10 protein-coding genes are annotated in these 14,613 nt (G+C 60.4%); 7 read left to right on the plus strand and 3 right to left on the minus strand.

Annotated elements, in window-relative coordinates; genetic code table 11:
• Positions 1 to 7: 7 nt before the first annotated feature.
• Together VGN12_20930 and VGN12_20935 are read right to left on the minus strand one after the other, a co-directional pair.
• Complete coding sequence (locus VGN12_20930; protein HEY4311925.1) at positions 8 to 1,054, minus strand: hypothetical protein; 1,047 nt, start codon at positions 1,052 to 1,054, stop codon at positions 8 to 10.
• Between the two features lie 233 nt (positions 1,055 to 1,287).
• On the minus strand, positions 1,288 to 1,575 hold the full coding sequence (locus tag VGN12_20935; GenBank protein HEY4311926.1) for an antibiotic biosynthesis monooxygenase family protein: 288 nt from the start codon (positions 1,573 to 1,575) through the stop codon (positions 1,288 to 1,290).
• A gap of 489 nt (positions 1,576 to 2,064) precedes the next feature.
• Between VGN12_20935 and VGN12_20940 the strand changes: the two genes are divergently transcribed.
• The 7 genes from VGN12_20940 (at position 2,065) to VGN12_20970 (ending at position 12,145) form a co-directional block, all read left to right on the plus strand.
• Positions 2,065 to 3,474, plus strand: coding sequence for a carboxypeptidase-like regulatory domain-containing protein (locus tag VGN12_20940; GenBank protein HEY4311927.1), 1,410 nt, complete (start codon positions 2,065 to 2,067; stop codon positions 3,472 to 3,474).
• Positions 3,475 to 3,683: 209 nt separating this feature from the next.
• Positions 3,684 to 5,798: a penicillin acylase family protein gene (locus VGN12_20945; protein ID HEY4311928.1), complete on the plus strand. Its 2,115-nt coding sequence runs from the start codon at positions 3,684 to 3,686 to the stop codon at positions 5,796 to 5,798.
• A 19-nt stretch (positions 5,799 to 5,817) separates the two neighbouring features.
• Complete coding sequence (locus VGN12_20950) at positions 5,818 to 7,212, plus strand: TlpA disulfide reductase family protein (protein ID HEY4311929.1); 1,395 nt, start codon at positions 5,818 to 5,820, stop codon at positions 7,210 to 7,212.
• 259 nt (positions 7,213 to 7,471) lie between these two features.
• On the plus strand, positions 7,472 to 9,307 hold the full coding sequence (locus VGN12_20955) for a redoxin domain-containing protein (protein ID HEY4311930.1): 1,836 nt from the start codon (positions 7,472 to 7,474) through the stop codon (positions 9,305 to 9,307).
• Between the two features lie 194 nt (positions 9,308 to 9,501).
• Positions 9,502 to 10,542, plus strand: a complete 1,041-nt coding sequence (locus VGN12_20960) for a hypothetical protein (protein HEY4311931.1) — start codon at positions 9,502 to 9,504, stop codon at positions 10,540 to 10,542.
• A 266-nt stretch (positions 10,543 to 10,808) separates the two neighbouring features.
• Entirely contained in the window at positions 10,809 to 11,324 is a 516-nt protein-coding gene (locus VGN12_20965; protein ID HEY4311932.1) for a TrmH family RNA methyltransferase, read from the plus strand.
• Positions 11,325 to 11,629: 305 nt separating this feature from the next.
• Positions 11,630 to 12,145 (plus strand): PH domain-containing protein, encoded by a 516-nt coding sequence (locus VGN12_20970; GenBank protein HEY4311933.1) that lies wholly within the window; start codon positions 11,630 to 11,632, stop codon positions 12,143 to 12,145.
• Between the two features lie 143 nt (positions 12,146 to 12,288).
• On the opposite strand, the gene VGN12_20975 is transcribed toward VGN12_20970, so the two are convergent.
• Positions 12,289 to 14,550 (minus strand): glycoside hydrolase family 2 TIM barrel-domain containing protein, encoded by a 2,262-nt coding sequence (locus VGN12_20975; GenBank protein ID HEY4311934.1) that lies wholly within the window; start codon positions 14,548 to 14,550, stop codon positions 12,289 to 12,291.
• Positions 14,551 to 14,613: the final 63 nt, after the last annotated feature.

The following is a 14,613-nucleotide window of genomic DNA, read 5'->3' on the forward strand; positions in this document are numbered from 1 at the left end:
TCCGGCTCTACTCGGGATCTGGATTGGTAGTTATCCAATTGTCGACTTCGGTCATCATCGTAGTTGCACTCGTAATGGACGCTCCGGTGAGATCCGCAGCGATTGCGCCGGATAACTCAATTTCTGCACCGACCTGCATTTCGCCCCAAGAGTCAAAGCCTTTCATCCGCTCTTTGAATGCGTCGTCAACAAAACCACTCCGGTGAACGAGCGCATTTCGGACGGCGTGCAGTATATCCAAGCCGCGGTTGTCAATCGCGCCCATTACGGCATCGCCTCTGAAAATCGATCGATACGCGGATCTAATGTCGTCGAGAGTCTTAAACGACACCTTTCTACTTTCGACTAGCACGTTCCCCATAGTACGCCGAAGATCGAAATGATGCTTCATAAGGAGGCGGAACGGCAACCATTTAGAAGCCTCTTCCTTGCCGCTTGGTGCCATTCGTTTCACGAGTTCACGCGGGCACTCATTGACGGCTACAATCCAGAGATCTCCAACCAGCGTCTCAAATGCTGTCCAACTGCCGATGATTTGAGCCGCAAGAAGCGCGTGCAATGCGTCTGAAATTGCCGAGGTGCTGAACTGTGAAATCATCGCCGAAATTTGCGGATGCATACTCTCGAATCCGACAGTCGCCTTATCAACTGACTCTTGAATAGGAAGAAAATCGAGCAGTTCCCTGAACGTACCGACGTTTTCGAGCCGTTCCTGTAGCGCTGACTGCAGAATGGCATTAGTCTCTGGAGTATTTGGATTGGTCGATACTGCTTCGATGAGCCCCGGAACTTTTGAAAGCGACTTAATGAGTTGAAAAAACGCGATACCAGCAATTCCTGATGCCAAGCTGACGCGTCCGGGAAATTTAGCCATCGTACGAAGGCGATTGACGTTTCGCTCAAATGCCTCAGCAACTGGACGCAGTGACACGTTCCGCAACCCGCCGGCTAACCCTACATAGTCGGTTGCGAACGAGGCGGCTTTCTCGAATTGGCGGTCGGAACTTCTACTTTCGACGTTGCCCGCTTCAATCGTTTCGGCTTCTATGGTCATAGTGGCCCTCTCTCACCATGTAGATCATCGCCTAGCCCGAGCAGTTGACTGCCGGGTCGCCAATTCTTCCGAAATGACAAAGGTTCCGGAAAGTGCGGTCAAGGCGAAGTGAAGACCGCCCCTTCACGTGAGTTCGCCGCGCGAGCTCTTGGCGATGGCGCCAGTAAGGCATTCCACCGCGCAGGGCGGTGTCTCAAGTTTCCGTGCGACAGACTGTTTGACGGCCGTCGAGATTACTCAATCGGCGTCGAAACATGCCCTTGGCGATCGACCTTCGGTAGCACCTTGGGCTGGTAGATTTCGGTGTAGGCCTTGGCCTTGCGGTGCAGGTCCAATGCTTCGGTTGATTCCCAGCGCTCGACGAGCAGGAATTTCGTTTCGTCGACGGTCGAGTGATACACCTCGAAGCGGGCGCAGCCGGGCTCGGCGCGGGATAGCCGCCCCTGCTCGCGCAACAGCTCGCGAATCTCGGGGACGTCTTTGGCGTCTTTGACGGTAATCCAGATGTTGGCATAGATCATCGGTCGAGGCTCCCGGTCCTGACGAGGTTGATGCGGTGCACGGTTCGTTGCTCGCCCGCGATGGCAAGCTGGTTAGCCGATAAGGTTTGGACGATCAAAGAATTGATTGAGTGGGCGGCCGGGGCATCAGTCTGAATTGCGGCGGGGCTCGGGCCGCGCCAATCCAAATATGCAGATGATGATGCCAAGCAGGACAACGAACCAACCCATAACGTGTTCCGCGTGCGGCGAGCAAAGAATTACCCCTCCCGCCAATGTCATGAAAGCTCCAGTTAGTGCTCGCATCGCTGCGCCCCTCCCATATATTGGAGATACCATTCGCCATGATACTCCGTCGAGATTTATTTTTCCCCACTGCTTAAGGTGACCAGCACCGGAATTTTGCGTTCTGAATCAGCGGCCGGCACAATACCAAATATGGCAGACGGCCCAGGCAACGCGCACCCGGCAGAGGAAGGTCCGATGAAACGAGGCAGGCGTCATCGAATCGTGAGTGCGAGGCCCACGTTGGTCGTGGTTGCGGTCGTCACGTTATTCGCCGCGATTCTGCGCGCGGACGAACCGGCGGCCGAGGCTGATAAGTCCGGCGACCAACGGACGAAGCGGATTCGAGTCGTGAATCAAAAGGGAGAGCCAGTCGGCGGCGCGACCGTGATCCCGTGGGCGGTGCGATCAAAGCGAGGACATGGCATGTGGCGCACCGGGCCCAACTACGATCAGGAGCCGCCCAAGATCACGACCGACAACGAAGGACGCGGCCAGTTTTCGTTTCCTGTCTTACTTGATTCGGACAAAACATTTCCGCCGATGGCGTTCACCTGCAGCGTAGCCCATCCCGACTACGCCGGCTCGACCTACAACGACGTGCCAGTCGAGAACGACGCCTATAAGGGAGAATCGACGATCGAAGTGCGTCAGGGGGCTGCGATCGAGATCACGCCGTTTGCCGATCACGTGAACATTAATCCGGCGCAGGTTTACGCCGTATGGAGCGCGTCGGCGCCCGATCAAGAGCGTAACAAGGTCAACGAGCGCGGGGCGATCCAGTTGCCCCACCTGCCGGCCGGCAAGGAATTGCTGCAGATCGTCTATCTGCCCGACGACGGGGGCGTGATGTACAGCGACGTGAAAAAAATCGAGCTCCACGACGGCGACCATCATCAACTACGCTTCGAACTCAAGCCGGCCGTGCGCGTTGAAGGGCGGCTCGAAGGGCCCGTCGAACGTCCCATGAAGGAGGGTCGCGCGATCGGCGAGGTCATTCTGTGGGACGAGGAAGTCCAGGGGACGCTGCAATGGCGCGCCGCGGCGACGATGCGGATCGATGGCAGCTTTGTGTTCGAGTCCTTACCGCGCGGCGATCTGCAAGTGATCGCGGTCTGCCCTGGTGCGATGGCCGACGACGGCGAGACGCCAGCCTTCGCTCGGGACCACGAGAAGCAGCAAGGAGCGTCGTTTTTCTGTCGGCCGCAGGTCTTCAAGCTACAAGAAGAGACGACGCGGGTTGTGGTAAAGATGGTCAAAACGGCCGATTGCCTGGTACACGTCGTGGGACCGGACAATGCCGCGGTCGCAGGCGCCAAATGCGGCTTCTGGCCGAATGTTGGCTGGTGGCGCGGCGGAAGCCAGGTCTATGGCCGGCCGTTCTACAGCACAATCGACCTGCTGAAGGATCCGAGCTTGCGTGAACTCTTCCGGCGTCCTGATTATGCCTATTCGGCCGAGACCGACGCCGAGGGACAAGCGCTCATCAAGAATCTGCCCGCGAAGGCCAACCAACTTGGCGTGTATCACGACACGCTACAAATGCCGGGCAATGATCCGCATCCCAGCCAGCTCGTCTCCTTGGCAGCCGGGCAACAAGTAGAAGTCTCGGTGAAGCTGCAAGCGAAGAAATAGATCGGGGCGAGAATTCCGCGACGCAGCGAACCCCACAATCCAAAATGACCCCAGTTTGACGCGCGCCCTTCAGCGAACCAGAATACGGGTTCGTTGGTGGCCTTCCTTTCTGACGCGAACAATATCGCCCCTGGGCTCGGTGGCGTGCGCGGCGGGCGGCGCACCCCCATCACACGGTCGAATTTGATTCTTCTCTGCCGGAGGTTGCCATGCGTTTGAGAGTTTTGTCGGGTGATTGGTGTTCTCGGGTCGCGGCACTTTCGGTCGCGATCGTCATGGCGACGAGCGGTGCAGCACAGTCCGAAACGGTCACCGTCTATCGCGATGACTGGGGCGTACCGCACATTTATGCTGAGACATTGCCCGGCGCGGCCTTCGCGGCCGGTTACGCACAGGCCGAGGATCGCCTCGAACAACTTTTGCAGAACTATCGTCTCGCCGCCGGTACGCTGGCCGAGATCGCAGGCCCTGCGCTGATCGATCAGGACTATCGTTCGCGCGTCTGGCAGCACGAGGAAATCGCCCGCGAGCATTACAACCAAATGGATCCGAAGCTGAAAGCCGCTTCCGCCGGCTTTATTAAAGGTATCCAAAAGTATATGGACGAGCATCCGGACGAGGTGCCCAAGTGGGCGCAAAAGCTGGAACCGCATTTCCCGGTCATGCTCAGCCGATTCATTATTTGGAACTGGCCCGAGGGACAGGCACAGGATGACCTCGAGCGGGCCGGTATCAAGCCCTCGGCGCAGCCTTACCTGGGTTCGAACGAATGGGTGATCGCGGCCGATCGCAGCGCGAATGGCAAGGTGATCGCACTGATCGACCCGCACTTGAGCTGGTATGGCCCCTTCCGCTTTTACGAGCAGCGGATGTACGCCAGCGGCGAGGATTTTGCGCTGTCAGGCGCGGCGATCCTGGGGCTGCCAATGCCGGGCTTGGGGCACACGCAGTATGCGTCGGTCGCCATGACCACCGGCGGGCCCGACACGGCCGACGTCTATGAAGAGACCATCGACCCGGCCAATCCGCTGCGCTACGAAGTGGATGGCAAATGGCGAGAAATGACGACGCGCAAAATTACGCTTCGCGTGCGCGAAGGCGAGAAAGTGACCGAGAAGAGCTTTCAGGTCGATTCGACGCATCACGGCCCGGTCGTGGCACGCAAAGACGGCAAGGCATACACGATGGCCCTGGCGTATATCGATCGCGCAGGCTTGATGGAAGAGTTGTACAAGGTTCACACGGCCCGCAGCCTGGACGCGATAAAAGCGGCGCTAACCACCTGCGAGCTAATGCCGCAGAACATCATGATCGGCACCGTGGACGGCGACACATTCTATGTGCATGACGGGCGAGTGCCGGTCCGCAATCACGGCCTACCGACGAACAAGCCCGTGCCGGGCAATGTCTCGAAGAACGACTTCGCGGGCATTCACCCCTTCGAGGATTTGGCACAGGTCACGAATCCCAAGGACGGGTACATGCAAAACTGCAACGTCGCGCCAGTGCATATGATGCGGCACAGCCCGATGACCAAGGAAAGTGCCAAGCGGCCGTATTTGTATTATGACGATGGACGCGGCAATCATCAGCGCGCCGAGATGGTGACCGAGATTCTGCATACCGACAATTCCGTCACGCTCGACGAGGCGATCGACCTGGCCTTCTGCACTCAGATTCTCGGCGCCGAGAAATGGCAAGAGCGTCTGGCCCAGGCGTGGAAGTCGGCCAAGGACGCCGCAAAGACGCCCGATGTCAGCGCCGCTTTCGCCGCGATCCAAGGTTGGGACCGTCGTGCCGATCCGGGCAGCAACGGGGCCCTGGCCTATTACGCCTTCAAGATGGCGCTGGGCGGCAAGTTGGCCGAGGCGATCAGCGTGCCGGCAGATTTGAAGGATGAAGATATCCTGGCGGCGCTCACGAAGGGAACCGATTGGATGCGCAGCAAAGCCGGCGGCGTCAGCGCTCGTTACGGCGATGTGTTTCGAGTCGCCCGCAAAGACGGCAAGCAAAGCTGGCCCGTCGGCGGTGGCAGCGTGAAGGAGGCCGGCATGGCCACCCCGCGCGCGATCTCGTTCGACGCGGTCGGCGATCAAAAGATCGGCCACGGCGGCCAGACCTCGACGCAAATCGTGGTGCTCTCGAAGCCGCCACGCTCGTACATGGTGCTACCTCTGGGCGAGAGCGATCATCCCGCGACGGGGCACTGGGACGACCAGGCGGCGAAGTTGTTTAGCGAAGGGAAGGCCAAGGATACCTACTTCATGGACCGAGAAGGGCTCGCGCCGCATGTCACGAGCACCAAAAAGCTGGAATACAACTAACGATGGCGGGAGAACGCGTATGAAGCGGTGGTTAATCTGCCTTTGCAGCGTCGCGATTCTTGCAACTTCGTTCTTCACGCCGGCCACTGCGGCCGACAATAAAGCCGTGAATAGTGACGCCAAGCCGCTGCGCTACAAGGTGCATATTGGACAGGAGTTGATCTACACCGGCGAGAGCGATTTTCAGCACGACGACGGCAGCATCAAAACCAAGATCAACTGGAAGCTGCTCCCCGTGCGGCAGAATCCGGACGGCGGCTGCCGAATGTTGATACGGCAAGGAACGTCGCGCGGGCGAACCAAGAAGGGCGAGGCCGAGGTCACCTACAGCCCCGAGAAGGTATCAATGGCCTGGTGCGACCTGGCGCCCGACGGCTGCATCGCGGACAATCCGACTCTCGATTTCACGCTCGATGTACGCGCTGTTTTGCCCCAATTGCCCAAGGCGGGGCAGACTTCCTGGCAATGCGACAACAGCCTGACCACGGTTCACGACGATTACAAGCTGCTCGAGTCAAACGCTGCGGATGCGGATCACATCCGGTTCGAGGATGTTTCCAAGACCCCGACGGACGAGATTTATCTCAGCTCGAAGAAGTCGACCTTCTCGTTCGACGTGAAGCGGGGGCTAGTCGATCAGGCGGACGCCGAAACCGCACAAGGGTATGGCGTCGAGGGGCGCGGTACGACCCGGCTGTCGCTCAGTGAAGTCGCGCAAGTCGATCCGAACATCGCCACGTTCGTGGCCGTCGAAATGACCGATTACTTCGCCGTCAAACAGGAATACGAAGAGCTGCTGAGCGAAGCTGAAAAAGATGCTACGCGATCGAGTGATCTGTCGACCCGGGCGAAAGCGATCCTCGAGGACTTGCGCGCCACGGTTCAATCCGAGATCTTTCAATCGCAGCTTGACGCCGACCTGAAGCGGCATGACACAGTCGCCAAGCACGCACTCGAGCAGGCGCAACGCTTCGCCGCGGTCGTGGGTCAGCCATCGCCGACATGGCAGACGACTGACCTGGCGGGCAACACCCGCTCGATCGAAGATTGCCGCGGCAAGGTCGTGGTGCTCGATTTCTGGTATCGCGGGTGCGGCTGGTGCATCCGTGCCATGCCGCAGATCAAGCAGTTGGCCGCGCACTGTCAGGGGCAGCCGGTCGAGGTGTTTGGCATGAACACCGATGACGACCAGGCCGATGCCCGTTTCGTGGTCGAGAAGCTGGCGCTCTCCTACCCGACGTTAAAGGCCGACGGCCTGGACGAGAAATACGGCGTGCGCGGCTTTCCAACGCTCTTGATCATCGATCAGGCGGGCACCGTGCGCGAGGTCCACGTCGGGTATTCGCCCACGCTGGGGAAAAGCGTGACGGCCTCGATCGACAAGCTGCTGGCCGAAACCGCGGCCGCAAAGTGAAGGTAATAGAGGGGCGAGGCCGCGGGGTTTCGCGTCCTCTGCCACGCCGGCGGCCACGATAAAACCCGGTTTCTGGCGGTGCCAGCAGAGCGTCCGGCGTCGGTTTTCGGCCAGTCCGCTATTTACATGAGTAGCATTGGTCGATAAGAATGTTTGTAAGCTAACTATTTTCCTTCGGGCGACGTGGGTCCGTTCCACCGGACTGGCAAAGCCCAAGGCTTTTGACTGCCTTTTTCGTCAACCCTATCTGAGGTGATTCATGCGCGGCTCGTTGCAAGTGGCGGCTGTGGCGGTTGCCCTTGTGGCCTGCGGGCAGGTCTTGGCGGACCAGCCCTCGAATGTTCCGCCGATCGGCAAGAAGATCGACGGCTTTTCGTTGCCTGACATTCATGGCAACAATCGCACGCTCGCCGAGTTGCGCGGCGGCAAGGCCTTGGTCGTGGCGTTCGTCGGCGTTGAGTGTCCGCTCGTTAAGCAGTACGCGCCGCGGTTGGCGACGTTAGCTGCGGAATACGAAGCACAGGGCGTGAAGTTCGTCGCGATCGATTCGAACCTGCAGGATTCGCTGGCCGAAATCGCACACTTCGCCAAGATGCACGACCTGACGTTTCCCGTGCTGAAAGACATGAATAATCGCGTTGCCGATGCCTTCGGCGCCACGCGTACGCCGGAAGTATTCGTGCTCGACGCAGACGACGTGCTGCGATACGCGGGCCGGGTGGACGACCAGTTCGGCTTCAAGACCGGGGCCGGCTATGCCAAGCCACGCTTAGAGCGTCGCGACCTGGCCGTGTCGATCGACGAACTGTTGGCCGGCAAGCCCGTCAGCCAGCCACTGGTAAAGGCCGACGGTTGCATCATCGGTCGTGTGAAGCATGAACCGCACGGCGATGTCACCTATTCGAACCAGATCGCGCGAATTTTGCAGACGCGTTGCCTGGAATGCCATCGCGATGGCGAAGTCGCGCCGTTCGCCGTCGATTCGTACGACGAAGTGGTGGGCTGGGCCGAAATGATTCGCGAGGTGGTCAACGACGGACGCATGCCCCCTTGGTACGCCAATCCCGCGCACGGCAAGTATTCCAACGACGCACGGCTGACCGACGAAGAAAAGGGTCTGCTGGCCAGTTGGGTCGACAATGGTTGCCCGGAAGGGGACAAGTCGCAACTGCCGGCGCCGCGTGAATTCGCCAAGGGTTGGCGCATCGGCGAGCCCGACCAGGTGATCTTCGTCGACAGCGAACCGTACGCGGTGCCCGCCGAAGGGACCGTGGAATACAAGTACTTCACGGTCGACCCCGGTTGGACCGAGGACAAATGGGTGCAAGCCACTGAGTGCCGGCCAGGCAACTCGGCCGTGGTGCATCACATCATTTGCTTTATTCGCGCGCCGGGCAGCGTCGAAGGGATGATGGCCGGGCTGGGTGGATACGCACCGGGGAATCCCTCGGACGTGCATCCGGCAGGAACCGCCACGTTTGTGCCAGCCAATTCGAAACTGGTTTTCCAGATGCACTACACGCCCAACGGCGTCGCGACGACGGATCGCAGCTCGATCGGCATTAAGTTCGCCGACCCGCAGAGTGTGAAGAAGAAGGTACACGGCGACGCGATTGGCAACCTGTCGCTAAACATTCCGGCCGGCGATCCCAACTTCGAAGTCAAAGCCAAGCACAAGTTCCGCCGCGACATGTTGATCTTGAACATGACGCCGCACATGCATCTGCGTGGTAAGGATTTCCGGTACGTGCTGACGCATCCGGATGGACGCGAGCAGGTGCTGTTGGACGTGCCGAATTGGGACTTCAACTGGCAACTGCGTTACGAGTTGGCCGAGCCAGTGCTCGCTCCCAAGGGCTCGACATTGCATTGCGTCGCGCACTTCGACAACTCGACCGAGAACCTGGCGAATCCGGATCCGACGAAGGTCGTTCACTTCGGCGACCAGACGTGGGAAGAAATGATGTTCGGCTTCTACGCTTCGATCGATCCGAAAGAGGATCTAACCGTTAAGGTTGCAGGCGAAGCCGACAAGAACGAAGGCCCCCGCAGCGGTTCGACCCTCGAACGCGACGGAAACGCCGGCGGACGATAACGCCCAATGATCAATAATCACCGGCCGGAAGGGGCTTTTCCTCTACCGGCCGGTTTTTTTATGCGCCGAACGCCGGCCGCCCGAGGTGGACCGGCCCTGGACAGGCCTGGCGCTCGACCGGAAAATGCAGCCCAGACGTTCGCCCTGCGCGGGGCGAATGCCAGATCGAACCGATTCTTTCAGGGTTGCTTGCGATGATGCGTTGGACTTTTTGGGCCACGCTCGTGAGTGTGGTGGTTTTGCAAAACCACTTCACCCCGCCCGCTTGCGCGCAAGCTCCCCTGGTCACACGCGTGCTGGAACGCATTCCTCGCACCGCGCAGGAACTGGCCGAAGCGCACGACAAAAGCGACTTGATCTGCACGATGCTCGAAGAGGGGGTGCCGCTCGCGCAGCCGACGTTCAGCGAGCGGACGGTCGTGGACGTCGACGTGGTCCGCGGCGGAGTGCGCAGCCGCCAGCAGGCGCAGCTCAATTTCGGACGCTGGCCGGTGATCGATTACGGCACGTTGATGATCGACGAGGATCGCAAGCAGTTGCCGTTTTTCACAAGCGGCGTCATCCTCGACGTGATCGACAACACCTACATCAGCCTGCAAGCGCGCGTGCAGCGTGCCAGTCCGGACGGCGAGCCCTATTTGTATTACGTGCCCGCCGCCTGCGCCGGCGAATATGGCAAGCCGGCCACGGCGTCCGAATTCGCGGCGCTGCAGCAATCGGCCGTGAGTAACGTTCACGGCCTGGGCTTGTTCGTCAAGCCTGGACAACCGCGCAATCCGCAGGCGCTGCGAACGCTGGTGATCAGCATTAAGGGGAGCCGGATCATTCCCAATAAAGAGTTGGAAGTGATCGAAACCGTGCCGACGATGGAACTGCTGTTCGTGCGGATGCGGATCGCGCCCCCGGCGAAGGGGCAAGCACCGTCCGCGGCCGATGTGCGGGTACATGCCTTCGGCACGATCGACGGCTTGACGAAGCTGGTCAGCTTCGCGCCGTACACGGTTCCGAAAAACGTCAACGATTGCACGATTCGCAGCACCGTGCGGATCACCGAGTATGCGCTGGCCGGACAACTGCCGTCGGCCCGGGCCGCGCGCGAGGTGCGCGTGCAAACGGACAAAGAATTCGCGATCGCCGACCTGAACGCCTACGTGCGCCGCGCCGGAATGCCAGGCGATGCGTTTGACAACCTTACAGAACTGCTCGACGCAATCATCGACGGCCAGCTACGTTGAACAACCCCGCGCCTCTCGGGAATGGCATATCTTGGAGGCCGAATATTTTGGCAGGACTCCCTGGGGCACTGTCTTGGGGGGCGGACGTCCCGTCCGCCTTCTTAGCTTCTTTGCCGATTCATGCCGGCCAAATTATCCAAACCAACTCGCCCATCAACGAATGGGCGGGCGAGCCGCCCGCCCCCCCGAGACGCGCCCATCCAATCACACCCCACCCTCAGTCACGCGCTACTCGAACACACCCCTTCCAGGAAAAACCTTCGCCGATGAGTGAGTTCGCGCATGAGCGTCATAAGCCTTTGGTGCCTTTAAATCGCGAGCGCGAGCTGGTCGTGGCTTGCGCGCCGCTGCGGACAAACGTCAATTTGTCGCGCATCGTGCGTGCGGCCGGCTGTTGTGGCGTGCGGCGGATCGTCTGTTGCGGCCACGCCAAGGTGATCGGCAAGATCGCCCGCGACGCGCTCGATCCCGACAATCCCGCGACGCTGGTGCTCGACGTGCATCGCACGCTCGCCCCGGCACTCGTGAAGCTGCGCGAACAGGGGTATCAGCTCGTCGGCCTCGAGCAGACTACCGGATCAAAATGCCTGTACGACTTTCCCTTTCCCCGGCGGACGGTCCTGGTGGTGGGGAACGAACGCCAAGGGCTGGAAGACGACGTGCTACGGCTGTTGCACGACGTGGTGGAAATCCCCGTCTACGGATTGCCCTACGCCCATAACGTGGCCACGGCCACGGCAATGGCTCTTTACGAATATTGCAGGCAATACCCCGAGGGGTGACCGCACGACGGCAACGCCGAGCAGCGAAGCGTGACGAAATCTTCATTCGCCGACACCGCCGAATGTCTCGCGCAAGGATTGTCCCAGTGACATATCCTTGAGTTGGCTAAGGGGTTTAGCGGCTCCATTAGCTGGGGCGTCGACGACGCGTCAAACCGCTTCGCCGGCGTCCCCTTTCGTGCCCGCAGTGACGTCGCGCCCCTGGCGGCCCATTGCCGAATCTGTTACGCTGGCACGCTTTAAGCTCCCCGTCGGGAACCCTCTCGCTGGGTGAGCGACAAGAATCGATTGCCGAGGCTGCCCCGATGAAACAGGCGATTGCCGGAGTTGCTCCTCCCGAGTTGAGCGAAGTCACGATCATGACCGTATGGCCTTCGATCGCCATCACGGGCTTGGGGCGATTTCTAGGGCGCGCCTTTGAAAGCCGGCTAGGCTTTGGCAATATTCTCACGCTTGGCAACTTTCTCAAGCTGGCCACGATTCCCGTCACGCTGGGCATCTTCTTCGCGATGCTGCTCGTGCCGGGCATGAACCGTCGCTACCGGCTGACGAATCGTCGGTTGCTGATCGAAACAGGGCTCAGCCCCAAGGTCGCCAGCGCCGTTTTGCTGGACGACTTCGACGCGATCGATCTGGAAGTCCTGCCCGGCCAGGAATGGTACCCCTGCGGTGAAATGATCTTCCGCAAGGGCAAGGTCGAAACGTTCCGCCTCTCGGCCGTGCCGCGGCCCGAATCGTTCAAGCAGGTCTGCCTGAAGGCGCAGCGCGGCTACGCCTCGGTCAAAAGCGTCATGGCCCATCAGACGCCAGTAGCGGTCTAGCCACGCTTTCGCGGCCGCGTCCCCGAAGAGCGACCGCATTGACGCTCGGCATTGGGGCTAACGCACCAGAAGTTTGGGGTTAACACACCAACGATTCACTGCGCCTGCAAAAGCGATAGCGACGAGCACCCGCGAATTCGCCGCTACTCGGCCTGCAGTTGCTCGGTGACCTCGACCACACCGACGTCGACGTATTGCCCCCCGCCGGTCTGTTTGCAATGTACCGAGAGGATATTTTCGCCCGCCCGTAACGCCGCGCGCGCCTTCGGAGCAATCGGCAACAGTTGGTAATCGGTCGAATAGCCCGAGGCTTTGGCGGCCAGGACACCGTTGAGAAAGACCTCGACGTCTTCGTCGTGGTGCAGTCGCACAAAGACGTTCTCGCGATCGAAATCGCCGAGGGTAAATCGTCGTCGCAGCCAGATCTCAGCCGTGTTCCACACCGTGCCGACCACAGCGCCGGGCGTGTCGCTGGTGCCGAAGCCGCCCGGAGCCTCGCTCCACTGTTTGTCGTCGAACTCGGGCAGCGCCCATTTCACGCCCGGCGTATTCAGCGTGTACAGCCAGTGCTGGGCCGAATGCTCCGAGGTCGGAACCAGCGTGCGAACGATTGGCGGCGGCAAATAAAGCCGCGCCGCGGCCGCCGCAGCGGCGTGCTCATCGACCTTGATGACGTCCCGATCGTAAGTCATCAGTCCGTTGACCTCGATCTCGACGTCCGTGGTTTGTGTGTAGACCGCGGCGCTCAGGCCGGGATCGGCCACCAGCGGGCGCAGGCCATCCAGCAGCTTGAGATAGCCTTCGTTCAACTCATCCTTGGACGACAGGTTGCGATAGCCCCAGTTCTTTTCGTTTTGCCAGGTATGCCCCACCAGCGGCAGTCCCAGCCCACCGAATTCCCCCAGCACCGCGGCGCGATCGTCTTCGGCCGGCGGCGCTCCAGGGCCCGGATAGACGTGAATGTCATGCACGTCGCCGACTTGCATATCGTTCCAGCCGCTGGCGCCGCAAACCAGGCGCGAGGGGTCGAGTTCCTCGGTGTAGCGAGTCAACCGGGCTGTGTCGTACTGCCCCCACCCTTCGTTGAAGACAACCCACATCACGATCGACGGATGATTGATGTGCGATTCGATCATCCGCTTCAACTCGGCTTCGAACTGTTGGGCCGAGTCGGCGGTCCGTTTCAATTCTCCCTTACCGGATGCGACCGAACGGTCGCCGCTGGGCATGTCCTGCCAAACCAATAACCCCAGCTTGTCGCACCAGTAATACCAGCGGTCCGGCTCGACTTTGACGTGCTTGCGCACCATGTTGAAGCCGAGCCGTTTCGTGACCTCGAGGTCATAGAGTTGCGCGGCGTCACTGGGGGCTGTGTAAAGCCCGTCGGGCCAGAATCCCTGATCCAGCGGACCGTACTGAAACAGCGCGGTTCCATTCAGCAGGATGCGCATCGCCCCTTTCGCACTCTTGCCTATCGAGATATCGCGCATGCCGAAGTAGCTTTCCAGCGCGTCGCTTTCACGCTCAACGTTGCCGATCACCACTTTCAACCCATACAGGAACGGGTCGGCAGGGCTCCACGGGTGCGGGTCTGGCAGCGGAAGCTCGATCGTCTGGCCAATCGTCCCGGTGGCCGTCGCCACGGTATCTTCGCCGGAAAGTGCCGTCAGGCGGACGGGCATATCTTCGGCCTCGGGCGAGCCTTGGGCCGTGACTCTTACAACGCCGGCCTTCAGATCGGGCGTGATGCGCAGCGAAGTTACGTAAGCGTCCGAAACCGGTTCGATCCACACCGTCTGCCAGATTCCGGTGGTCGAGGTGTACCAAATGCCGTGCGGCTTGCGCACCTGTTTGCCGCGCGGCTGCGTGCCGGCGTCACCGGGATCATACACGCCGACGATTAATTCTTGCTCGCCCGTTCCATTTAGCGCCGTGGTGATATCGAAATCGAAGGGGTCGTAACCGCCACGGTGCGAGCCGAGCTTTTTGCCGTTCACCCACACGGTTGTGTCCCAATCGACCGCGCCAAAATGCAACAAGACGTGCTTACCGGTCCATCCTTGCGGCACGGTAAACATCCGCCGGTACCAGACGCGTTCGGCATCGCGCATCACGCCCGACAGTGCCGACTCGACCGGAAACGGGACCAGGATCTGCTGCGAAAGTTGCCTGCCGACGGGGGGCGCCGAATCACGTCCGGCAACCGCGAATTGCCACAAGCCGTTCAGATTGTGCCACTGGCGGCGAACCATCTGCGGCCGGGGGTATTCGCTCCATACCTTGTCGGGGCGAACTTCCTTAGCAAAACGGGTCAACAGCGGGCCGGCAGCAGGCTGCCAGTCGGCGCCGCGTGCAAACGGCGCCAGGCCCACCAGGACCACAAACAATGCGAGACGAATAGACATGCGGTCGGCTCCGCGGGAAGACGTGGTCCTGACAAAAGCATACGCCGCACGGTCCGGGATGAC

It is taken from the genome of Pirellulales bacterium (genome assembly GCA_036499395.1).
Classification (GTDB): Bacteria; Planctomycetota; Planctomycetia; order Pirellulales; family JACPPG01; genus JACPPG01.